General features: G+C 55.8%; 22 protein-coding genes. 9 read left to right on the top strand and 13 right to left on the bottom strand.

All coding sequences use genetic code 11. The features are described 5' to 3' along the window. Nucleotides 1–821: 821 nt before the first annotated feature. The 3 genes from ACMHLI_RS09245 to csgC all read left to right on the top strand — a co-directional run bounded on the left by ACMHLI_RS09245 (nt 822) and on the right by csgC (nt 2,253). Nucleotides 822–1,310 carry a curlin gene (locus ACMHLI_RS09245; RefSeq protein ID WP_413529206.1) on the top strand — a complete coding sequence of 163 codons (489 nt, stop codon included), beginning with the start codon at nt 822–824 and terminating at the stop codon, nt 1,308–1,310. Between the two features lie 48 nt (nt 1,311–1,358). After that, complete coding sequence (gene csgA / locus ACMHLI_RS09250) at nt 1,359–1,832, top strand: curli major subunit CsgA (protein ID WP_413529207.1); 474 nt, start codon at nt 1,359–1,361, stop codon at nt 1,830–1,832. A gap of 91 nt (nt 1,833–1,923) precedes the next feature. Then, the gene (gene csgC, locus ACMHLI_RS09255) at nt 1,924–2,253 is read left to right on the top strand and encodes a curli assembly chaperone CsgC (RefSeq protein WP_413529208.1); all 330 of its coding nucleotides are present in this window, start codon (nt 1,924–1,926) and stop codon (nt 2,251–2,253) included. 5 nt (nt 2,254–2,258) lie between these two features. On the opposite strand, the gene ACMHLI_RS09260 is transcribed toward csgC, so the two are convergent. From ACMHLI_RS09260 to hycA, 13 genes are all read right to left on the bottom strand, one after another. Further along, entirely contained in the window at nt 2,259–3,284 is a 1,026-nt protein-coding gene (locus tag ACMHLI_RS09260; RefSeq protein WP_413529209.1) for a HoxN/HupN/NixA family nickel/cobalt transporter, read from the bottom strand. Between the two features lie 15 nt (nt 3,285–3,299). Then, the gene (hypF, locus tag ACMHLI_RS09265) at nt 3,300–5,597 is read right to left on the bottom strand and encodes a carbamoyltransferase HypF (protein WP_413529210.1); all 2,298 of its coding nucleotides are present in this window, start codon (nt 5,595–5,597) and stop codon (nt 3,300–3,302) included. Nucleotides 5,598–5,839: 242 nt separating this feature from the next. After that, a complete protein-coding gene (gene fdhF / locus ACMHLI_RS09270) occupies nt 5,840–8,011 on the bottom strand; it encodes a formate dehydrogenase subunit alpha (RefSeq protein WP_413529211.1) in 2,172 nt (723 codons plus the stop codon). A 23-nt stretch (nt 8,012–8,034) separates the two neighbouring features. Continuing rightward, nucleotides 8,035–8,580 carry an electron transport protein HydN gene (gene hydN / locus ACMHLI_RS09275; RefSeq protein ID WP_056774212.1) on the bottom strand — a complete coding sequence of 182 codons (546 nt, stop codon included), beginning with the start codon at nt 8,578–8,580 and terminating at the stop codon, nt 8,035–8,037. 218 nt (nt 8,581–8,798) lie between these two features. Further along, on the bottom strand, nt 8,799–9,284 hold the full coding sequence (gene hycI, locus ACMHLI_RS09280; protein ID WP_413529212.1) for a hydrogenase maturation peptidase HycI: 486 nt from the start codon (nt 9,282–9,284) through the stop codon (nt 8,799–8,801). Beyond that, nucleotides 9,277–9,756, bottom strand: a complete 480-nt coding sequence (locus ACMHLI_RS09285; protein WP_413529213.1) for a formate hydrogenlyase maturation HycH family protein — start codon at nt 9,754–9,756, stop codon at nt 9,277–9,279. The genes hycI and ACMHLI_RS09285 overlap by 8 nt, the downstream gene beginning before the upstream one ends. Further along, nucleotides 9,756–10,553, bottom strand: a complete 798-nt coding sequence (locus tag ACMHLI_RS09290; protein WP_413529214.1) for an NADH-quinone oxidoreductase subunit B family protein — start codon at nt 10,551–10,553, stop codon at nt 9,756–9,758. The genes ACMHLI_RS09285 and ACMHLI_RS09290 overlap by 1 nt, the downstream gene beginning before the upstream one ends. Next, the gene (locus tag ACMHLI_RS09295) at nt 10,550–11,107 is read right to left on the bottom strand and encodes a formate hydrogenlyase complex iron-sulfur subunit (RefSeq protein WP_413529215.1); all 558 of its coding nucleotides are present in this window, start codon (nt 11,105–11,107) and stop codon (nt 10,550–10,552) included. Before ACMHLI_RS09295 ends, ACMHLI_RS09290 begins: the two co-directional genes overlap by 4 nt. Before the next feature lie 14 nt (nt 11,108–11,121). Continuing rightward, entirely contained in the window at nt 11,122–12,846 is a 1,725-nt protein-coding gene (locus ACMHLI_RS09300) for an NADH-quinone oxidoreductase subunit C (protein ID WP_413529216.1), read from the bottom strand. Nucleotides 12,847–12,890: 44 nt separating this feature from the next. Then, nucleotides 12,891–13,844: a respiratory chain complex I subunit 1 family protein gene (locus tag ACMHLI_RS09305; protein WP_413529526.1), complete on the bottom strand. Its 954-nt coding sequence runs from the start codon at nt 13,842–13,844 to the stop codon at nt 12,891–12,893. A gap of 10 nt (nt 13,845–13,854) precedes the next feature. Beyond that, nucleotides 13,855–15,759: a proton-conducting transporter membrane subunit gene (locus tag ACMHLI_RS09310; RefSeq protein ID WP_413529217.1), complete on the bottom strand. Its 1,905-nt coding sequence runs from the start codon at nt 15,757–15,759 to the stop codon at nt 13,855–13,857. Next, nucleotides 15,756–16,379, bottom strand: a complete 624-nt coding sequence (locus ACMHLI_RS09315) for a 4Fe-4S dicluster domain-containing protein (RefSeq protein WP_413529527.1) — start codon at nt 16,377–16,379, stop codon at nt 15,756–15,758. The genes ACMHLI_RS09310 and ACMHLI_RS09315 overlap by 4 nt, the downstream gene beginning before the upstream one ends. Before the next feature lie 175 nt (nt 16,380–16,554). After that, complete coding sequence (gene hycA / locus ACMHLI_RS09320; RefSeq protein WP_112168302.1) at nt 16,555–17,022, bottom strand: formate hydrogenlyase regulator HycA; 468 nt, start codon at nt 17,020–17,022, stop codon at nt 16,555–16,557. Nucleotides 17,023–17,344: 322 nt separating this feature from the next. On the opposite strand from hycA, the gene hypA reads away from it, so the two are divergent. The 6 genes from hypA (at nt 17,345) to flhA (ending at nt 23,188) form a co-directional block, all read left to right on the top strand. Continuing rightward, nucleotides 17,345–17,689, top strand: coding sequence for a hydrogenase maturation nickel metallochaperone HypA (gene hypA, locus ACMHLI_RS09325; protein WP_413529218.1), 345 nt, complete (start codon nt 17,345–17,347; stop codon nt 17,687–17,689). 28 nt (nt 17,690–17,717) lie between these two features. Further along, nucleotides 17,718–18,515 carry a hydrogenase nickel incorporation protein HypB gene (gene hypB / locus ACMHLI_RS09330; RefSeq protein WP_413529219.1) on the top strand — a complete coding sequence of 266 codons (798 nt, stop codon included), beginning with the start codon at nt 17,718–17,720 and terminating at the stop codon, nt 18,513–18,515. Continuing rightward, nucleotides 18,506–18,784: a HypC/HybG/HupF family hydrogenase formation chaperone gene (hypC, locus tag ACMHLI_RS09335; RefSeq protein WP_413529528.1), complete on the top strand. Its 279-nt coding sequence runs from the start codon at nt 18,506–18,508 to the stop codon at nt 18,782–18,784. Before hypB ends, hypC begins: the two co-directional genes overlap by 10 nt. Continuing rightward, nucleotides 18,784–19,938: a hydrogenase formation protein HypD gene (gene hypD / locus ACMHLI_RS09340; protein WP_413529220.1), complete on the top strand. Its 1,155-nt coding sequence runs from the start codon at nt 18,784–18,786 to the stop codon at nt 19,936–19,938. The genes hypC and hypD overlap by 1 nt, the downstream gene beginning before the upstream one ends. Next, the gene (gene hypE, locus ACMHLI_RS09345) at nt 19,935–20,957 is read left to right on the top strand and encodes a hydrogenase expression/formation protein HypE (protein ID WP_413529221.1); all 1,023 of its coding nucleotides are present in this window, start codon (nt 19,935–19,937) and stop codon (nt 20,955–20,957) included. Before hypD ends, hypE begins: the two co-directional genes overlap by 4 nt. A gap of 146 nt (nt 20,958–21,103) precedes the next feature. Continuing rightward, entirely contained in the window at nt 21,104–23,188 is a 2,085-nt protein-coding gene (flhA, locus tag ACMHLI_RS09350) for a formate hydrogenlyase transcriptional activator FlhA (RefSeq protein WP_413529222.1), read from the top strand. Nucleotides 23,189–23,368: the final 180 nt, after the last annotated feature.

Below are 23,368 nucleotides of genomic sequence, written 5' to 3' on the forward strand. Positions count from 1 at the left end.
ATGCAGAAAATAGGCCGATAACTTATTTTGCTAAATCTATAGCTGGTTGTTTGCTGTGTATATCTAAAAAGACAAAATAAACACAACCTGGTGCACATAATAATTCAGGTCGTTTTATGTGCGGTACAGACTCAATTTAGCGTTTGGCCCCTCTTACGCAAGGCTCATTTGTGTTTCAAAATGTAACACTAAATGTATGAAGTTTTCCTAATGTATTGCGAATATTCTCTGTGAGCCTGTTAAATTAAATTTAAGTAACTGGGTTTACATAATCTTAACGTTTGCCGTTGTTAAGCCTGTAATTTTAACCTTATGCTGGCCAGAAAAATTCTCCTGAAACTGCAATACACTGCATGTTTCTTCTTTAATAACGCAAATACCGCCCCTGTTAATAATCGATTTAACTTAGGTGGCGGGTAGGAGAACCTCATGAAATGGGGTGAAAAGCGCTGGAAGTGGCGTTGGAATGGGGTTTTGTCATCCCTGCTATGCGTCGGAAGTGTGGTGCAGATCGCTTTATTTGAAAAGGGAACGTTCCCTAAACATTAAGAATAGTTGCATTTGTGTGATTATTTAAACGACTCTTTCTCGTTACTTTAGGATTAATGCCATACGGCAGATTAGCGATATTGACCTTTAGCCGAAATCGTCTGGTCAATCCGCATGAGACAGGGCAACTCATACTTTTTGATGAACTGTAAAATTAAAATACGCCGTGTGGGTGAGTTTCTTATTTGCCGTTAACTCCATAATCAATTCGTCAACAGCAATAAAACCGGTCAGCAAGAAATTGGTTTCCGGCTTTAATACAGGGTGACGCAATGAAAAAGATTTTATTGACCCTGGCGTTACTTTCAGCATCCTGGGCCGTCCACGCACAACAATATGATATGGCTTTCCCGGAGATAAACTCCGGCAGCGCCGAACAATATTATACCGGTGCGGGAAGTTCATCAGGGAATACATCAATGATTTATCAGAACGGTAATAGTAATGCGGCCTACAGCAATCAAACGGGTAATGGCAGTTCCAGCGTTATCCGGCAGTCGGGCTCAGACAATACCGCGTTGATAAAACAAAGAGGTAATGGAAATAACGCGGATATTTCTCAAAGCGGCAACGATAATTTTGCCTATATATCGCAAACCGGCGGCGGGAATTCATCCATTACGCAACAAAATTTTGGTAACACGGCTTACATTCTGCAAAAAGGTCGGAGTGTAACTGAGATACGCCAGAATGGTACGAACCAGACCAGCGGTGTTGTACAAAACTCGTCAGGAATGGCGATTAGAGTGACACAGCATTAAAAACATACGTTCTTATGACATCCGATATTTAACTAATGGGGTAGCATCATGAAACTTTGGAAAATTGTGGCAGTCTCCGCTTTAGTCGTCAGTGGCAGTGCATTCGCAACCGGTAGCAATCACGGCGGTGGTGGTGGTGGCGGTCCGTCTACTCCTCCATCAACAGTGCCGACGTTTACGGCGACCCAGTGGAATTCTGAAATTCAGATTTACCAGCAGGGTACTGCAAATCTCGCGAATGCCACTCAGGCAGGGGCTCAAAAATCGCTGACTGCGGTTAATCAGGATGGATACAGAAACAGTTCCGGCACCAATCAGACCGGTGATGGCAGCCTGATCAGCGTGGTTCAGAAAGGTGACTATAACAGTACTAACGTGGCGCAAAGCGCAAACGGCAGTAAGGTTCTGGTCTCCCAGAATGGTTCAGGCAACTATGCGCAGGCTTCTCAGGGTGCCAATGGTTCTCTGACCAGTATCACTCAGGTCGGTACGGCTAACCTGGCGTACGCGTCTCAAAACTAATTTCACTCCCTCCGTTGCTGGAGGAGTTAAAAACAGGGCACTAGCCCTGTTTTTTTTCGACTGTTTTAACGACGAGTCTGAGGATAAAAATATGCACTTACTCCTGATCGCCGCTGTCATGTCGAATCAGCTTTGGTTCGATACCCACAGCGATGCACAAAGTTATGTCGTAACGCCGATGGTCAATCTCACCAAAGCCTGTGCCTGTAAAGTAGCGGTGTCGGTCTCGCAGGAAGGCGGTGCCGGAAACAGTACCAGCCAACAGAGCAGCAACGTCAACCTCTCTGCCAATCAGCCTCAGTCGCTGGGACGTATGCGTTTTTCGGTAACGCCAGGCAGCAAAACGCAAATCATGATTACCGTCACTGACGGTGGCACGTTGCGTCTGGAAAAACAGATCACTTTACCGGGTGATGCATAACGGCATCAGACCGCCAGATTATCGTAGCCTTTGCGGCGATAATTGAGCGCCGAGATCCCCCAGAACACCACAAACACGGCCACCGCGGCGTAACCGACGCTGCCCATATTGTCGTTCAGTTGCTCAACCACCGACCACGCTCCGCCGTGCAGTTCGAGCTTATCGGCCATCAGTCCCAGCGCTTCCAGTCCGCCAATAAACAGCGCAATCACCACGCTGGTGGCAGTAATGGTCATATTGTAATAGAGCTTACGAACTGGCTTGTCGAACGCCCAGCCGTAGGCACCGACCATCACAAAGTTATCGAGTGAATCAATCAGCGCCATGCCGCTGGCGAACAGCGCCGGAAACACCATGATGCTCCATACCGACATCCCGGAAGACGCGCCCGCCGCTGAAATCCCCAGCAGACCGATTTCCGTAGCGGTATCAAAGCCCAGCCCGAACAAAAATCCGACCAGATACATTTGCCAGCTCTTATTCACCATATTGAAAGCGAAGCTGAATAGCCTGCTCATCACGCCGCCCTGAATCTGGTGCAATTCCTCTTTGCCTGTGAAGGTTTTACCCTGTTTCACTTGCTGAAAACGACGACAGACATCGCGCAGGATCAATGCATTCAGTAGCGCCATCATCAATAAAAATAACGCCGAGACCAGCGTGCCGATGGTGCTGCCGTAATCGTGCAGCCAGCCGATTTTATCGCCGAATACCAGCGATGTGGCGGCGATCGCCACGCAGGCCAGGACCACAATGCTCGAATGGCCGAGTGAGAAAAACGCCCCAACCGCCACCGGACGCTGGCCTTGCTGCATCAGCTTACGGGTGACGTTATCGATCGCTGCAATATGGTCGGCATCTACCGCGTGCCGCAGGCCATAACCGTAGGCCAGCAGCGCCGCCGCAATCAGTGCTGCATTATGGCGAAACGCCGCCAGCGCCCAGCCCCAGGCCAGCAGATTGACAGCTACGAGCCCTATAAAAAGCCAGAAGGCACGGCGATGGGTATGAAAAAACACGCGGTTAATCATGGGGATCCTTATTTATCATTCAGTTAATTCGCAAACAGATTGAAGACGGGCACAGGCGACAACCGCCTGACCCAGCGCCAGCCCGCCGTCGCCTGCCGGATAGGCGAGCGGCATTAATACGTGCAGCGGTGCTAACGCCTCGTATAAACGCTGGCGCAGCAAGCGGTTATGCAGCACGCCGCCGCCGAGCGCGACCGTGCGGGTGCCGGTTTTCGTACAGTGATAGCGGGCGAGGGCAGCAAAGCCTTGGGCCAGCGCGTCATGAAAGGCAAAAGCCCGCTCCGCCGGTGTCGCCTGCCAGCCGAGCCACTGCTGCCAGAAGACCGCCAAATCGAGAAACGTCCCCTTGTCTGTATGAAGCAGCGGCAGGGTGACCGGATGTTTTACGCCATATGCCCGCCGCGCCAGTGCTTCCAGGCGGCAGGCGGCTTCGCCCTCCCAGCTGAGTTTTTCCGGCGCGCAGCCGAGGGCGGCCGCAACGGCGTCGAATAAGCGCCCGCAGGATGAGGCCAGTGGTGAATTAATCCCGGCGGCGATCGCCTTAGCAAGCGGCTGCCACGGATGCACCAGCAGCGCCTGTGCCTCGGGAAGTTGTTCCCAGCCGGGCACGAACGCCATCCACTGTGCCAGCAGATTACGCCAGGGTTCCCGCGCAGCGCGGTCGCCGCCGGGCAGCGCTACCGCCGGTAATCCGCCCAGATGTTCACAGCGCAGATAATTCACGTTCAGACATTCGCCGCCCCACAGTTCACCTTTCTGACCGTATCCCAGACCGTCAAGCGCCAGGCCGATGACGTTTCCGCCGTCCAGCGGCCAGCGGTGTTCTGCCAGGCAGGCGGCGATATGCGCGTGATGATGTTGAACGTCAATCACCCGTGTTGCGGTGGTGTCGGCGTTAACATGGCTGATGTATGAGGGATGTGCATCGCGCGCGATGACAGCCGGCGTACAGGCATAGAGATGCTGAAAGTGTGTCTGTCCCTGTTGCTGTTGCAGGGCAATATCGCGATGCGCCAGCGAGCCAAAGTGTGCGCTAAGCACTGCCTGACCGCTGCGTACCAGGCAAAAGGTATTTTTGAGATCGCCACCCAGCGCGAGTACCGGCGGCGGCGCGATGAAACCCGGTGGGAGCGACAAAGCATCAGGGACATAACCTCTGGTGCGGCGTAATACTTCGATGCCCTGAGGCGTCAGGCGCACCAGCGAATCATCAGCGCGCTGGACGATATCGCGGTTGTGCAGCAGCCACAGATCGGCGATGCCGTCGAGCTGGCTCAGTGCATCCGCGTTGGTTAATGCAGGAGCGCAGCCTGCGGAATTCCCAGAAGTCATCACCAGCGGCGTCTGGCAGGCCTGCATCAGCAAATGGTGCAGTGGCGTAAAGGGCAGCATCAGGCCGACTTCATCGAGTTCCGGCGCAATGGCCGCGCAAAGTGGTGTGATCGCACTCTGCGGCGTCAGTACAATCGGCGCGGCGGGAGACTGCAACACTTCCCGCAGCGCAAACTGTGGGCTTTCGTCGCTGCAACGCGCCAGCCAGACGATGTCCGGCAGCATGACGGCCAGCGGTTTTGTCGGGCGATGTTTCCGCTCACGCAGCCGCATCACGGCGGCCTGCTCTGTGGCATCACAGGCCAGATGAAAGCCGCCGAGCCCTTTGATGGCGACGATTTTTCCGGCGCGCAGCGCAATCACTGCCTGTTCGATGGCCGCCTGACCTTGTGCCACGGTTTGGCCATTTTGCAACGTGGCGCTGACTTGCGGACCGCAGTGTGCACAGGCCACGGGCTGCGCATGAAAGCGCCGGTCGGCCGGGTTTTGATATTCCTGCTGACACGCCGGGCACAGCGGAAATTCCGCCATGCTGGTAGACGGGCGGTCGTAGGGCATCGCGCGGATCAGGGTAAAGCGCGGGCCGCAATGGGTGCAGTTAGTAAAGGCGTAGCCAAAGCGACGATCGCCGGGCTGATTTATATCCTTCAGGCATTCCGGGCAAGTCGCGGCGTCGGGCACTACCTGAGTATCCATCTGCGCTTTTCGACTGCCGGTAATGGTGAAGTTTTGCGGGGGGCTCTGCCAGTCGAAAGGGGCGAGAGTCATGCTGTCGATTCGTGCCAGCGGCGGGCAGTCGCGTTGTAATTGTTCGATAAAAATATCGATATTGACGGGTTGAAGCAGTCTGATTTCCACACCCGCGCTGTCGTTACTGACTTCGCCACGAAGCCGTAAACGGTCAGCCAGTTGCCAGATAAAGGGCCGAAAACCGACCCCCTGAACCTTGCCATTGATGCGGATGAGTAAAGAATCAGACATAAAACCTCTGAGTTTTTCAGGAATGGCGGGAAGGTCAAAACACACTTCAACTTAGTGATTGACCTTAATACCCCCCAACCCTCCCCTTCGCAGGGGAGGGTGCCGACCGGCCACTTTCAGAGTTGTCTTTTAGCGCCTCCCCCTGCGAAGGGGGAGGCGGGGAGGGGGTATAGCAGACGATGCCGTATTAATGCTGTCACCCCATCCAAACCCGCCCTCGCCAAAGGACAAAGAGCAAAAAACTACACCTCAACCACCGGGATCACATCTTCAACGGCACTGCGCAGACGCGCTTTCATATCGCTGTAGGTTTGCTGAGCATAGTCTTCAGCCCAGCGTTGATCGGCGATTTGCTCGACGTTGACCGCGCAGTATTTGGTTTCCGGCGTTTTGGATATCGGATCCAGATTTTCCTGCGTCAGTTCATTACAGGCGCCGATCCACCACTGATAGGTCATATAAACCGCGCCAATGTTGATGCGCTCGTTATAGTTGGCGCGGGAAATGACTTTGCCACGGCGTGAGGCAACCCACACCAGTTGCTGATCGCGAATGCCCAGCGCCTGCGCATCTTGTGGATGCATCTGCACAAAACCCGGTTCGTCGGCCAGCGTTTGCAGGGCGGCGCAGTTACCGGTCATGGAGCGGCAGGAGTAGTGACCAACTTCGCGCACGGTACAGAGAACCAGCGGATAATCACCGTCTGGCACTTCAGCTGGCGCACGCCATGGTGCAGCAAACAGCTGGCCCTTGCCGGTTGGCGTATCGAAACGATTGTCCTGATACAGGTACTGCGTTCCCGGACTTTCCAGCGTGGTACACGGCCACTGTACATGCCCGAGCGTGCCCATTTTTTCGTAGGTCGCGCCGTAAAACAGCGGGCACAGCTCACGCATTTCGTCCCAGATTTCCTGGTTGTCGTTGTAATGCATCGGATAACCGAGTTCGGTCGCCAGCAGACTGATGATTTCCCAGTCGCGCTTCACGTTGTACTTCGGCTCGATGGCTTTCTCGAAACGCTGGAAACCACGATCCGCACAGGAGAACACGCCGCCGTGCTCACCCCATGAGGTGGCAGGCAAGATCACATCGGCCTGTTCGGCAGTTTTGGTCATGAAGATGTCCTGCACCACCACAAATTCCAGCGCTTCAAAACCTTTGCGTACCAGACTCAAGTCCGCTTCGGTCTGCAACGGATCTTCGCCCATGATGTAATAGGCTTTGACGTGGCCTTCCAGCGCAAGATGCGGGATCTCCGTGATGCGATGACCAATCTCCGGATCCATCTGGTTCACGTCGATCCCCCAGGCATCGGCGAATTTCGCACGCACTTTCGGATCGGTAACTGACTGGTAACCGGGGAATTCGTTGGGCAGCACGCCCATATCACAGGCACCCTGCACGTTATTCTGCCCGCGCACTGGCCCAACGCCGACGTTCGCGCGTCCCAGATTACCGGTCAGCAGCGCCAGACCCGCCAGACCTTTCACCACATCCACCGCCTGACCAAACTGCGTCACGCCCATACCCCACATGATGGTGGCTGAAGGCGCGGCAGCATAAGTCCGCATCGCCTGACGAATTTGCTGGGCAGTCACACCGGTCTGCTTTGCCACCGCTTCCGGCGAATAATTCGCCACGTTTTTGCGATACTCCTCGAAACCTTCGGTGTATTTGGCGACGTAATCGTGGTCATACAGATTTTCTTCGATCAGCACATAGGCAAACGCATTAACCAGCGCCATGTTGCAGCCGTTGGTGATTTGCAGATGCTGATCGGCGATGCGGGCGGTTTCGATACGGCGTGGATCACAGACAATGATCTGCGCACCTTTCTCTTTGGCTTTGATCACCCGGCGGGCGACGATCGGGTGCGAATCGGCGCAGTTATAACCAATCACCAGCAGACATTTGGAGTTTTCGATATCGCCGATGGAGTTACTCATCGCGCCGTTGCCGAGCGTGGCCTGCAAACCGGCAACAGATGGGCCGTGACACACTCGGGCACAGCAGTCGACGTTGTTGGTGCCTATCACCGCACGGGCGAATTTTTGCATCACATAGTTGGTTTCATTACCGGTACCACGGGAGGAGCCGGTATGCATTATCGAACGCGGGCCGTGTTTTTGTTTGATCTCTTTCAGGCGCTGCGCGGTGTAACGGATGGCTTCATCCCAGCTGACGGCTTCGAATTTTCCGCCTTTCTGACGGCGGATCAGCGGCTGCGTCAGGCGCGGGGTCAGCAGTTTGGTGTCATTGAGGAAATCCCAGCCGTAGTAGCCTTTCAGGCACAGTTCGCCCTGATTGGTCACGCCATTGGCGGCTTCTGCGCGGATAATTTTGCCGTTATCCACGATCAGATTCATTTTGCATCCCGCCCCACAGTATGGGCAGACAGTGGTGACTTTTTTCATGTTCTTCCTTCCTCTATTCGAGGTTAAAACAGCAGGGGGGAGGTGCTATCGAGCGCAGCGCGGCGGCGTTTTTCTGCGTTCATTTCCTGTAAGTGATTGCGATCGATGGCATAGAGCGCCTTGGTCGGGCAGATCTCCATGCAGGCCGGGCCGCCAGCGCGGGCATGGCACAGGTCGCATTTATGCGCTTCGGCTTTGTCAGAGGTGGCGGTCATGGCCGCGCCGTTCTGGCGGAAAATCGGCTTGGTGACGACTTCCATCGCGCCGTACGGGCAGGCGACGACGCAGGTTTTGCAGCCGATGCAACGTTCCTGCATCACCTGAACGCGGTCGCCGACGCGGCTGATGGCGCCGTTCGGACAGACATTGGCGCAGGGCGCATCTTCACACTGGCGACACATCACGGCGGTGCTCAGATTAACGCCTTTAATCACGTGCAAGCGCGGCGCGAACGTGGCGGCGTTGAGCAGGGAGATATCCTGCGATTCACTGTGAGCCATGACGCAGGCGATTTCACAGGTACGGCAGCCGATACATTTTTTAGGGTCGGCGATAATAAACCGGTTCATCTTCAACTCTCCTGATTCCGGATTTTCTTATGAAGCCGGATGACACCGGCCTGACGACATTGCTGCACTGGCTATACATAAACCGTGCCAGTTGCGGTGGTTAATTTTTACTGATTATATTCAATGATTTAGAGAGTGATGTTTTGGCAGTGACGAAATGTGTCGCTGACGTCCTGTCCGTTTCGTCACTACCTCGACAGTTGTGTCGAAAGCCGGCGTCAGGCTATATCCGCTCTGTAAGGGGCGATGCCCAGCCCGCTTTCCAGTCGGGGTAAGAGCTGATGCAAGCGGCTAACCGCCTGTTCCACCACCGGGCTCATCGGGTAATAAAACGCCACAACGTCCGGCTGGATGCCGACAAAGGTGATTTGCGGAATGTCCTCGCGTAGTTGCTGAATAAGGAACGTCAGCGGCAAGTTGTGGGTGGTCATCATGAACATCTCACCGATGTCATTTTCATCGATGATGCGCATCTCACCGGGTGCCAGCCCCATGTCAGTGGCATCGACAATCACCAGATAATCCGGGCGCAGTTCACGTAAAAAACCGATGTCGTTTTCCGGCGCGGCACCGCCGTCCACCACCGTCCAGCCGCTCAGCGGTTGTTCCGCACAAATTTCTGCCAGCCGTGGGCCCGCGCCGTCATCACCCATCATGCTGTTGCCGACGCACAGCAGGGCGAAGCGCGAAGTGGTATCAGGCATCGTATCTCCTGACCATCAGGTACATGGCGGGGTCGTTTTCGATTTGCTGAAGCAGCGCAATCAGTGCGTCGCTCCACCCTTGCTGCTGCGTGTTCATCTTTTCACGGGCATCGCGCAGCGCCAGCGCCAGAGAATGGGTGTGGTTACTGTCGATGTTGATTTCGCCAAAGCGCTGCACACCGGCCAGTTTGCGACGCGCCTCGCTGTTTTCCGTCAGGCACTCCATCCACTGACTGTAGCCGTCGAGCGGGCATTCAAGGCGTGACTTCAGGCAGTCGATTACCCCCAGGTGATGGCCGATCGCCAGGCTGTAATAAATCACCTCCTGTACTTTTTGCGAGCTGCGTTTCTGCGCGCTTTTCTCATCGACGAACTTGCTGCTCAGCGAATAGAAAATCACTTTGTTTTTCTCTGCTTTCACGCCCGCCATGGTCTGGTGTCGGGCGTAACGCTGGTCGTTGGCCGGGGTCATCACAGGCGAATCTCCCCGCGCAGTACCTGCTGATAAATCTGTTGCAGGTTGCCGACGATTTCATTGAGACGCATATCTCCCTGTTCCTCAAGATATGCCGACACGCGCTCATCCACCGGTTGCAGGCCGGGGGCGGCGACCAGTTGCATAAACCGGTCGGCAATCTGGCGACCATAGCGATAACCAGCCATGCGGCGCGCTTCGCGATCGAGTAATACGCGCAGCGGCTGTGGCAAATCCGGGTGCAGCAACGCCGCCGGAAGGGCCGCTTCTTCATCGTGCTGCTGGCCTTTTATTTTTTGATCGAGCAGGCCGAGCGCCATCGCAAAACCATAAATCGTGGCGGCGGGCGTCGGCGGGCAGCCGGGAATATAAACGTCCACTGGCACGATTTTGTCGGTACCGCCCCAGACGCAATACAGGTCGTGGAAGATGCCGCCGCTGTTGCCACAGGCACCGTAAGAAATGCAGATTTTTGGATCCGGTGCAGAATCCCAGGCGCGCAGTGCCGGGACACGCATGGCGCGTGTCACCGCGCCGGTGAACAGCAAAATATCGGCGTGACGCGGCGACGGCACCACTTTGATCCCGAAGCGTTCAGCATCAAACAGCGGTGAAATTGCGGCGAAAATCTCAATTTCACAACCGTTGCAGCCGCCGCAGTCCACGCGATACACATAGGCGGAGCGGCGGATGCGGGTGAGCAGGGTGGATTTAAGTTTGGCGATGCTTTCGTCAAGTGTGACGGGCACCGGCAGACCATTTTCGTCACGCGGGCCGATCAGTGTCTGGCTCATGGCTGCGCCTCCGTGGTCATATGACGGCCGATATCAATCCGGTCGGTGGATGAAAGACAGTGCAGTTTTTTGCAGGCCGGGCAGGTTTCATACTGCGCCCGGCGGTCAGCGATTTGTCTGTCGCTCAGAGCCCCATTTTCCTGTAGCAGGCTGAGCGCGAAGTCGATTTCCTTTTGCGCGGCGTAAGGTTTGCCGCATTCACGGCAGTGGCAAACCGGGAAATCGGCAGTTTCGTATAAGTCTTCTTTGCGCCACACCGCCAGCTCGAACTCCTGCGAAAGCTTAATGGCCGCCGTCGGGCAGACTTCCTCACAGCGGGCGCAGAAAATGCAGCGTCCTAAAAACAGTGACCAGCGGATGCTTTTGCCGTCTTCGGCGGTGGTCATGGTCAGCGCGTTGGACGGGCAGGCGTTAGCACAGGCACCGCAGGCGATACACTGTTGCGCGTCGTACTGCGGTTTGCCGCGAAAATTCGGGGCCAGATCCAGCGGTGTGAACGGGTAACCCACTGTCGCCTTGCCGGTCTTCAGAACTTTTTTAATCAGTTTCAGCATGATTGGGCGGCTCCTTAAAGCGGCGAGTTTTTACGTTCAATGCCGTAACGTTCGATCTCTTTGTAAGGCACGACGATGGTCGTTTTCTTACGCACATCCACCACCGTCATGCGGTCGGTGCACGAATAACAAGGATCGAGACTGCCGATGATCAGTGGCGCGTCGGACACGGTGTTGCCGCGCAGCATGTATCGCAGCGTCGGCCAGTTGGCGTAGGTCGCCGCGCGGCAGCGCCAGCGGAAGAGTTTCTGGTTGTCGCCGGTCATGCTCCAGTGAATGTCATCGCCGCGTGGCGCTTCGGCAAAGCCCAGTGCAAAGCGATGCGGAATATAGTTAAAGCCCTCCACCGCCAGGGGGCCACCCGGCAGGCTTTGCAGGCCGAACTCGATCATATTCAGGGAGTTGAACACTTCATGGATGCGCACTTTCAGGCGGGAATACACGTCGTTGCCGGTTTCGCTGCAAATTTCAAACGGCAGTTTGGCGTAACCGGCGTAAGGATGATCCTGACGCATATCGCGGCGGTGGCCGCTGCCGCGTACCATCGGACCGACGTTGCTGAAATCGCGCGCAACCTGCGGATCAAGAAGGCCGACGCCGACGCTGCGCTGTTCGGTATTCGGCGTACTGAGCAGAATGTCCACCAGCTCATGCAGGTCACGGCGCATGCTGCCCGCCAGCGCAATGGTGGCTATCATGTCGTCCTTGAGAATGTCGCGACGCATGCCACCGATCAGGTTCATACCGTAGGTTTTGCGCGCGCCGGTGAGGATTTCGGCCATTTTCATGGATTGCTCACGCACGCGGAAAAATTGCATGAAGCCGGAGTCAAACCCGACGAAATGGCAGGCCAGCCCGAGGTTCAGCAGGTGGCTGTGCAGACGTTCGACTTCCAGCAAAATTGAGCGGATCATCTGCGCGCGTTCCGGCACCACAATCCCCATCGCATTTTCCACCGATGAGGTGTAGGCCACGCTGTGTGTAAAGCCGCAGATGCCGCAGACGCGATCCGACAAGAACGTCACTTCGTTGTAGCCCATGCGGGTTTCGGCCAGTTTTTCCATGCCGCGGTGAACGTAGAACAGGCGGTAGTCGGCGTCGATAATGTCCTCGCCATCGACAAACAGACGGAAATGTCCGGGTTCGTCAGAGGTGACGTGCAGCGGGCCAATCGGCACGATTTTGCTGCCTTCTTTGGCTTCGGAAATAAACGGATAGGTTTCTTCGTCAGTGGTCGGCGCGGGCCGCTGGCGATAATCCATGGCATCTTTGCGCAGCGGATATAAATCGTCAGGCCAGTCATCGGGCAGCACCAGACGGCGTTCATCCGGCAACCCGACCGGACGCAGGCCGTACATATCGCGCACTTCGCGCTCGCCCCAGACCGCGGCAGGCACTCGCGGCGTCACGGACGGGAATTCCAGCGAAACCGGATCCACTTCGGTGCGTACTGTAATCCAGCACTTCACGCCTTGCTCCATCGAGAGCACGTAATACAGTGCGTAATTACCACACAGTGTGCGTTCGTCATTGCCGAACAGTACCGACAGCCAGCCGCCCTGTTGGTAGTAAAGCCACTCAACCACTTCCGGCAGGGCGTTCAGCTTGATGGTCACGGTTGCCTGCGTGTCGGTTTGCCATTCACTGCCTAAAATCGCCGACGGAAACTGTTTCGCCAGCGCCGCCAGATAATGCTTACCGACCGGATTTTGGTTTAACGCGGTATTGAAATCACTCATTACTAAGCCTCTTCCCGCCGCAGCGGGACAAGAAAAATGTCAGGTCAGCCTGCGACCAGCCAGGACACCAGCGCCAGAAACGCCAGCCCGAAGCCCGCCCAGGTGGTGCGGGAAGTTTTAAGAAAGCGCAGACGGGCAACGCTGTTTTCGAGCAGCGCGACGACAAAAACGGCAATCAGCAGTTTCAGCAGGCACAGCATCGCGGCGACGAGCAGCGTCAGAGGCGTCAGGTGTTGTGCCAGCCCGAACGGGAAAAACAGGCCAAGGAACAGCTGCAACACCACCAGCTGCTTCAGGCTGATCCCCATTTTCAGCACGCCCAGTGCTGCGCCGGAATATTCGGTCAGCGGCCCTTCCTGTAACTCCTGCTCGGCTTCCGCCATATCAAACGGCAGTTTGCCCATTTCGATATAAGTGGCGAAAGCACAGGCCAGACCGGCCAAAATCAGCGTTAAGGAAGAAGAGACCGGCCAGTGGCGCACGCAGTCAGCAATCGCGCCGAGGGACGTTGAACCGGCGACCAGCGCGGCTACCCACAGGCCGAGCAGCAAAATCGGCTCGACCAGCACGCCGAGCACTGCTTCACGGCTGGCGCCGATGCCAGTGAACGGGCTGCCGGTATCCAGACCGGCGATGGCAAACACGAAACGCACGATAGCGAAGAGATAAATGACCGTGATCAGATCGCCCGCCGCGCCCATCGGCGACGCCAGCGTCACCACCGGCAAGGCGGTGGAGATAGCCAGCAGGCCGCCAGTCAGCAGATAAGGCATGCTGCGAAACGCTGCACCGGAGGCCGCTGGCGCTACGCTTTGCCGTTGCAGCAATTTGGCGATATCGCGATATTCCTGTAACACGCCCGGCCCTTGCCGGTTATGCATTTTGGCGCGCATCACGCGGCTGAATCCGGCGAACAGCGGTGCAACCGCCAGCAGCGTAATAGCCTGAATCAGCGCCAACGGCCACAGCGTGTTACTCATCAAAACGGGAAAATTCATCATCAGTTCCTCAGGCGAAAGCCACGACCAGCAACACGGCCAGTTCGATGAAAGCCAGACGGCGGCAGAAAGCACCGAGCCAGCCCTGATGCAGCGCGGCCACCAGTGCAGCAGGCGTAGCGCGCTGACGCAGACGGTACAGCGGCGCAAACATCACGCGCAGCGGCTGGGCGAAACCGGTCGCAGTCACCACCATGTCAGGTGAATGCCCGTAGCCGCAGGCCCAGGCATCGCCGCGCAACCGGTTCGGCAGACGTTGGCCGCGCAACAGAGTGGCGATAAGCCACGGCAACACCGGCATCGCCAGCAGCAGCAGGGCTATCATCGGCGCAGATACGGCGGAAGTGCCGGTCGCCGCCGCGCCCTGACGGGCGAACGGCATCAATGGCGCGTTAAGCACCGACGCTGCCACGGCGGAGAAATGCGGAATAAGCCACGGCGATGCGACGCCAAAAATCACGCACAGCAGCGCCAGTAACACGCTGGCAAGGGTCATCGGAAGCGGTGCCGGTGTGGCATCGGCGGCGGCCTGACTGCGCGGTGCGCCGAGAAAGGTCACGCCGAACACTTTGGCGATACACATCAGCGCCAGTGCGCCGGTCAGCGCCAACCCGACCGCCAGAAGAGGCCCGAGCAGACGAGCGATAAACGCATGACTGCCGCTCAGCTGGAACAGCGACTGATAGAGCAGCCATTCACTGGCGAAGCCGTTCAGCGGCGGCAGCGCGGCCATCGACATCAACGCAATCAGCATCGCCACGGCCGTCCACGGCATCAGACGCGCCATCCCGCCAAGCTTTTCCATATCCTTGATGCCGGTCTGCATTTCGATTTCACCGGCACCGAGGAACAGCGCGGTTTTGAACAGGCCGTGGTTGAAGAGATGGAACAAACCGGCCAGCAGTGCGAGAGATGCCAGCACCGGCAGATTCAGCGTCACGCCGACCATCGCGCCGCCGACGCCGAGCAGGATAATCCCGACGTTTTCCAGCGTGTGATAGGCCAGCAGACGGCGGATATCGTGCTCCATCAGGGCGTACAACCCGCCAATAAACGCGGTCAGGATTGCCAGAAGCAACACCATCAGGCCCCACCAGAGTGGTGGTGCACCGAGCAGATCCAGACCGACTTTTATGACGCCCATGATGCCAATTTTCATCAGGGCGGAAGAGAACAACGCGGCGGCGTGAGCCGGTGCGCTCGAATGTGATTGCGGTACCCAGCCGTGCAGGGGAATGATCCCGGCGTACAGCCCGAAACCGATCAACGCCAGCAGGAAGGCGAGGGATTTCACGCCAGGGTTAAATTCTGTATGGCGCAGCACGTCAAAATTCACGCTACCACTGGTGTGATGCAGCAGGGCGAAGGCCAGAATCAGGCACAGTGTGCCGAGACGACCGGAGAGAAACTGATTCAGACCGGCACGACGGCTTTTTACATCGTCGGTTTGCACGATCAGGAAATAGGCGCACAGCGCCGCCAGCTCCATCACCAAAATCAGCAGAGCGGCATTGGCTGAGACTGCCGCCGCCGTTAACGCCGCCAGCAGCAGATTACACAAAAGCCCGGTGCGCGCGCGCTTGCGCTTGTTCACGCCGTTAAGCCACGCGCAGGCATACAGGCTACAAAACAGCGCCGGAACCGCCATCGCCAGCAGTAACAGGCCGTTGAGCGGGCTGAATTCGGCAGCAAAGTGCAGCGCCGGTAAGGTGATGCTTTGTGCTGGCCCGCTGTGCAAAATCTGCAACGCGGCGATAATGACCGCCAGCGAAGCCAGCATGCCGCCCGCCCCGGATATCAGGCTGCTCAGTCGGGCGAAAGCCGCCACCAGCGAGCTCACTATGCCGCTCAGCAGCCAGATCAACAGCGCCAGCGTCAGCAGAGAGGCGGGCGTAAGAGCCAATAAAGGAATCATAATTCTGCCTCCGCGTCAGGGGCGGTGAAGGTCGTCAGTTCAACAGGAAGTTCTGCCGGAAAAACGTTCATGGCGTTCAGGCGTTTTTGCTGGCTGGCGCGCTCAGAGAGACCGGCGGTGACCAGAGTGATCGCCTGCGTCGGGCAGGTGGTGATGCACGCCGGACCGTCCGGACTGAAGCTGCACAAATCGCATTTCACCGCCACGGCGCGGATGCCGGGAACGCAGTCGAGAAACGGGCTGACAGCGCGCGGCGCACGAGGGGCGGGCAGCGCTTTTGAGGTATTGCAGTTGCTCGGGATATCCACGGGCGTACTGCCGGAAAACGTGATGGCCCCAAACGGGCAGGCGATACCGCACAGCTTGCAACTGACGCACAGACTTTCATTGAGATGAATGGCGTTATTCTCGCGGGTGATGGCATTGACCGGACACACCTGCGCGCAGGGCGCATCTTCACACTGGTGGCACATCACCGGCGCGGAATCCAGACGGTTACGCATCACCTGCAAACGCGGTGCAGACTGTAAGCCGTGGCGCTGATGTTCCTGCGAACAGCTGGCCATACAGGTATTGCAGCCGATGCAGAGCTTTGGATCGGCGATCACATATTGATTCATGGCAACGGCGGTGCGGCTCATGAAGTCTCCTCTCTATTTCGTCAAAGATGACGAAATCGGCACTTAAAATGACATTTCGACACTTATGTCAGAATGAATTGCATTAACTCAACGGCAGTTTGGCGATGTTTAATTTCATTTTCGCCATGCTGTGAAAATGTATTCAGGCGAATGTTTACGCCTGAATTAATAATTTTTCTAATTGCGGTAAAACGGGCTGATTGTTATGCAGGGAGTCAAACAGGCACTGATAAATGGCGGAAATTTTATTCAGGTAATGTTCCTGTACGGCATTTTTATCGCGGATATCCACGGTGCCGTCGAGACGCCCGTCTTCACTCAGTTTGGCGTGGGCGAAGGCTTTGAAATCAGGCTCTTCACTGGCCGGGGTCATATTCAGACTGTAGATAACATCCTGACTGTAAAAATCGTCGCTCAGATGGATGCTGACTGAGAAATGGTTAAACAATGTGAAGCGGATGTCCTGTTCTTCACTACAGGTAAACTCATGATTTATTTTCTTATTCGACGTGGTGATCGCCTGAATCAGGCTGTTCTGATAGGTGTGCCATTGCGATTTCAGGTGATTATTTTTGCTGGCAATGTAATCCGCTTTGCTGGTCAGTTCGCTGAGAGTGCTCATGGTGTTTACCCGTTATTGAGTTCTTTATGGGTGCCATTTCGAAATGTCAGATGACGACGAAAATACGGCGCATAAGGCTCTATTGGCATAAAGCGTGCCAGTTACATAAATTTTGATATAACAGATTTAAAATCAACAGTTTGATGCGTTAATAACTTTTTAATGTCTTCTGCAGGCAAAGAAATGACATGTCGATGACACCTTATTTCGACATATATGTCGGGACGTGAATTTAACGTCAGTCACGGATTTAATTCGCGTTAAAAACTCTGGCATTAATATTGCAAACACTTTTCATCACTTTCCAAAAAGAGCGGAAATCATGCACGAAATAACCCTGTGCCAGAATGCCGTGGAAATCATGCAGGAATTTGGCCGGCAAAATAATGCGCGCAGAATTACTGCCGTCTGGCTTGAAGTGGGCGCATTTTCCTGCGTTGAACCAGAGGCGCTGACATTTTGCTTTGAACTGGCTTGCCGCGAAACGCTGGCACAAGGCTGCGAGTTGCATCTTGCGACGCCCGCCGCCGTTAGCTGGTGCCACGATTGCCAGCAGGATATCCGCTTGCTCAGCCCCGGCGTGCTGCTCTGCCCGCAGTGCGGAGGCCGCAATCTACGGGTCATTGCCGACGATGGCATGAAAATCAAACGTATTGAAATCGAATAACGGGCACGATGTGCCCGGGGAGAAAACTATGTGCAGTACCTGTGGTTGTGCCAGCGGCGAGCTTCGGATTGAAGGCGTCAGCAGCGAACATTTTCATCATCACTCTTCTGACGACGCTTCCCCGCATTCTCATTCTCACATTCACGATCATTCGCATGCGCTGCCGTTCGCGCCGCGTCGCCTGATTGATATCGAAATGGGCGTGCTGGCGAAAAACAATCATATCGCCGCTCATAACCGCGAGCATTTTGCGCAGGCGTCGATTCTGGCGCTGAATCTGGTGTCCAGCCCCGGCTCAGGTAAAACGACGTTGCTGACCAGCACGCTCACCCGGCTGGCCGCGCAGTTTGAGTGCGCGGTGGTGGAAGGCGATCAGCAAACCGCCAACGATGCCGATCGCATCCGTGCGACGGGCGTTCCGGCTGTCCAGGTCAATACCGGTAAAGGCTGCCATCTTGATGCGCAGATGGTGCACGATGCCGTTCATCAGCTGGCACCGAAAAATAACAGCCTGCTGTTTATCGAAAACGTCGGCAATCTGGTGTGTCCTGCCAGTTTCGATCTGGGGGAACGTCATAAAGTCGCGGTGCTTTCCGTCACCGAAGGCGAAGACAAACCGCTGAAGTATCCGCATATGTTCGCCGCGTCGCGGCTGATGATTCTCAATAAAATCGACCTTCTGCCTTACGTCACTTTTGACGTTGGCACCTGCATTGCCAATGCGCGTCAGGTGAATCCGCAAATTGAAGTCATTCAGCTTTCGGCCACCACCGGCGAGGGCATGGAACAATGGCTGGCGTGGCTGGAGCAGCAGCGATGTGCATAGGCATTCCGGGACAAATTGTCGCGCTGCACGAACAGCAGCCCGATCATGCCTGGGCAGAAGTGTGCGGAATGCGTCGTGAAGTAAATATTGCGCTGGTATGTGAAGGGAAACGGGACGCGTTGATCGGCTGCTGGGTATTAATCCACGTGGGTTTTGCGCTCAGTAAGCTGGATGAACAGGAGGCACGGGATACGCTGGCAGCGTTACATGACATGGAAGAAGTGGAAGCCGACGTCGCGCTGTTTCTTGGCAAAGGAGAGGCAAGATAATGCGGTTTGTCGATGAATTTAGAGATCCCAAACTCGCTAAAACGCTGATCGAACGTTTGCATCAGCGGGCGGCGCAATTGCCTTACACCGCCGAAAAACCGATGCAGATCATGGAAGTCTGCGGTGGCCATACTCACGCTATTTTCAAGTTCGGGTTGGATAAACTGCTGCCGCCGCAGCTGGAATTTATTCACGGGCCGGGCTGTCCGGTATGCGTTTTACCGATGGGACGGATCGATGCCTGTTGTGAAATCGCTGCTCATCCGCAGGTGATTTTCTGCACCTTCGGCGATGCGCTGCGCGTGCCTGGGAAGCGCGGCTCGCTGCTGACAGCGCGCGAACGCGGCGCGGATGTGCGCGTAGTTTATTCGCCGCTCGATGCGCTGAAACTGGCGCGTGAAAATCCGCAGCGCAGCGTGGTGTTTTTCGCCCTCGGTTTTGAAACCACACTGCCGGTAACTGCCGTCATGCTGCAACAGGCGCGCCGCGAAGGACTGACAAATTTCAGCGTGTTCTGTCAGCACATCAGCCTGATCCCGACGTTGCGCAGCCTGCTGCAACAGGACGACGTGCGCATCGATGCGTTTCTCGCGCCAGGCCACGTCAGCATGGTGATCGGCACTTCGCCCTATCACTTCATCAATGAACAGTTCGGCAAGCCGCTGGTGATAAGTGGCTTCGAACCGCTGGATATATTGCAGAGCGTTTTGATGCTGGTGGAACAAGTTTGCGAGGCATCGTGTAAAACCGAAAACCAATACCGTCGGGTGGTGCCGCAAGAGGGTAACCTGCTGGCACAGGAGGCGATGCGGGAGGTGTTTGTGCTTTCCGGCAGCAGCGAATGGCGCGGGCTGGGGCTGATTGAGAACTCAGGAATACAACTGACCGTCGCCTATGAGGCTTTTGATGCCGAACGGCGTTTTAATCCTCAGGTGCAGTCGGTTTGTGATGATCCTCGCGCACGCTGTGGCGAAGTACTGACCGGGCGCTGTAAACCGCATCAGTGCCCGCTGTTTGGCGCCGGTTGCACCCCGCATAACGCGTTCGGCGCGCTGATGGTGTCCTCAGAAGGTGCCTGCGCCGCCTGGTATCAGTACCGGCATCAGGAAACTCAATACGTGCAATTTGAAGAAAATCAGAAGGTGGCAGGATGAGCGTGAGCAATGACGTGGTGACAATGGCGCACGGCAGCGGCGGACGGGCGATGCAACAGATAATCGAACGGATGTTTTTGGCCGCATTTGATAATCCGTGGCTCAATGAACGGGAAGACGGTGCGCGGATTAGCCTCGCCGATCTCAGCCGTCAGGGCGATCGCCTGGCATTTACCACCGACAGCTACGTCATCGATCCGATTTTCTTTCCCGGCGGCAATATCGGCAAACTGGCGGTTTGCGGTACGGCTAACGATCTGGCGGTCAGCGGCGCGACACCGGCTTATCTTTCCTGCGGATTTATTCTGGAAGAGGGCTTTCCACTCGGCGATTTACAGAAAATCGTCAGCACCATGGCGCAGACTGCCAGGGAAGCGGGCATCGCGATTGTCACCGGCGATACCAAAGTGGTGCAACGCGGCGCAGCCGACAAAATCTTCATCAATACCGCCGGGATCGGCGTGATACCCACGGCGGTGAAGTGGGCTGCGAAATCTGTTCAGGCCGGTGACAAAGTGATCGTCAGCGGTACGCTTGGCGATCACGGTGCAGCAATTCTGAACCTTCGCGAACAGTTGGGGATGGATCTCGGTGTGCAAAGTGATTGCGCCGTACTGGCACAGATGATTGCGCCACTGCGTATGCTGGCGGGTGTCCATGCTCTGCGCGACGCAACGCGCGGCGGCGTGAACGCCATCCTGCATGAATTCAGTGATGCCAGCGGTTTCGGGATTTGCATCGACGAAAATGCCTTACCGGTCAAAGAGGCCGTACGCGGGATTTGCGAACTGCTCGGGCTGGAGCCCTTGAATTTTGCCAACGAAGGCAAGCTGGTGGTGGCGGTCGCCCCGCAGGCAGAAGACGCTGTGCTGAACATCCTGCGCGACCATCATTTAGGGACTGATGCAGCCACTATCGGTGAAGTGACTGAACATCCGCAGGTTTGTTTACGCGGGGCGCTGGGTGTTGTCCGGCAGCTGATGTTGCCTCATGCGGAGCCATTACCTCGTATTTGTTGATCTCATCAGGGAGTGGTCTGCGACGAAAGGGGTAGAATTTTTGCTTATCGCCCCTTCGATGAAATTCCTGTTACCCAGAATCATGTTACTCATCTTCTTTTTTCAAAAAACAGGTTCCCAGAGCTAACGCTATGCAGAGTGCAACAATGAGCATCACAAAACATAAAGGATTACTGGAACTGACGCGTACGTTGCTGCTGCAACAGACCATGACATCGCTGCTGGAAACCCTGACGCAGGTGGTGCAAAGCGCCGGTATCGCCGAAGCCGTCACGCTGGTGTTGTTCGATAACAACAGCGACCGCGTCAGTTTTTATGGGATCGACCCGCATCATCAGCCGGTCAGCTATGAAGATGAAACTCTGCTGGCAACCGGGCCGGTGCATGCTCTGCTCAATAACCCGAAAATGCAGGTCTGGCGTAGTGAGGCGCTCAATCTGCGTTATCCGCAGCTGACGGCGCTGAATCTTTATCCGGCATTTACCGACTACTGTCTGGTGCCGTTGCTGGCCTCCTCCGGCCTGCTCGGTGGCTGCGAATTTACCCGTCAGCACGAACATCCGTTCAGTGAGGAAGATAAAGCCGGATTGCATGAACTCTGTATGCTGGCCGCGATTGCGGTGGAACAGATCCAGCTGCGCGAAAATGCGCTGTTTCAGCACTCCCTGCTGCGCCACGAACGCGATGATTTTCGGATCCTGGTGGATATCACCAATGCCGTACTTTCAAAATTAGATCTGGACGAACTGACCGGCGAAATCGCAAAAACTATTCATCATTTCTTCCACATCAACGCCATCAGCATTGTGCTGTGCGATGGCGAAAAAGAGAGTGAACAGGCGAGCGTTTATGCCACGCATTACGTGCAGACGCATGTTGCAGAACGCGAACAGTCGCGGATGGCGCTGGCCGGAACCGTGGAACAGCAGGTGATGAAAAGCGGTGAGATGCTGCTGACTAACCTGCGGCCAGATAGCGAAGGGGAGAACGACGAGAGCACGCTGTTCCATCTTCTGTGGCGCGAGCAAACCAAAACGTTGTGCATTCTGCCGTTACGTTTCGGCCATAAAACGCTGGGCGTGCTTAAGCTGGCACAGTGCCAGCCGGACAATTTCAATTCCGCCAATCTGCGGGTGTTGCAGCAAATCGCCGAACGTATAGCCATTGCGGTGGATAACGCGCTGGCTTATCAGGAAATCAAAAGCCTGAAGGAAAAACTGCAACACGAAAACCTGTATCTGACCGAGCAGATCAACAGCAACAACCCGGATTTCAGCGACATTGTCGGACGCAGCCAGAGTATGTCAGCGGTGCTGAAACAGGTGGAGATCGTGGCGAAAAGCGATTGCTCGGTGCTGATCCTCGGGGAAACCGGCACCGGCAAAGAGCTGATCGCCCGGGCTATCCACAATCTTGGCGACCGCCGCGATCAGCGCATGGTGAAAATGAACTGCGCCGCGATGCCTGCAGGGCTGATGGAAAGTGATCTCTTCGGCCATGAAAAAGGCTCATTTACCGGCGCGACTGCGCAACGAATGGGGCGTTTCGAACTGGCAGACAAAGGCACCTTGTTTCTTGATGAGGTGGGTGAAATTCCGCTTGAGCTGCAACCCAAACTGCTGCGGATCCTGCAGGAACAAGAGTTCGAACGCGTGGGCGGCAATAAACTGATTTCAGTGAACGTGCGAATGATCGCCGCAACCAATCGCGATTTGCAGCAGATGGTCGCTGACAAAGAATTCCGCAGCGATCTGTTTTACCGCCTGAACGTGTTCCCGATTATCATTCCGCCGCTGCGCGAACGCCCGGAAGATATCCCGCAGCTGGTAAAATTCCTCACCTATAAAATCGCCAAACGGATGAAGCGCACCATCGACAGTATTCCGGCGGAAACCTTGCGCCTGCTGAGCCGCATGCCGTGGCCGGGTAACGTGCGCGAACTGGAAAACGTCATTGAGCGCGCCGTCCTGCTGACCCGTGGCACCGTGCTGGATCTTCAACTCCCTGAGCTGAACTATCCGCAAATCACCTTGCCGGTAGTGGCGGCTCAGCTGGTGAGGCCAGAACCCGAAACACCGCTCAGCGAAGAGGATGAACGTGAGCGCATTATCGCAATCCTGAAAGAAACGAACGGCGTCGTTGCCGGCCCGCGCGGTGCAGCACAGCGTCTCGGGCTTAAGCGTACGACACTGCTCTCCCGAATGAAAAAGCTGGGGATAGTGGCGCGATAATAAATATCTTAACTTAAAAATAATGTAAAACCCTGGCATGAGGTCAGGGTTTTTTTATTTTAAAAAATAGGCATTTATTAATCAGTACGTCCTGTGAGTTACCAGCGGACGTCAATCACTTTATCAAATCTGTGACTGGCTTCAGTATTGGATTTGTCGGCAACGCTTCGGTCTTGAATA

The organism is Rahnella inusitata (genome assembly GCF_965118895.1).
GTDB lineage: Bacteria > Pseudomonadota > Gammaproteobacteria > Enterobacterales > Enterobacteriaceae > Rahnella > Rahnella inusitata_A.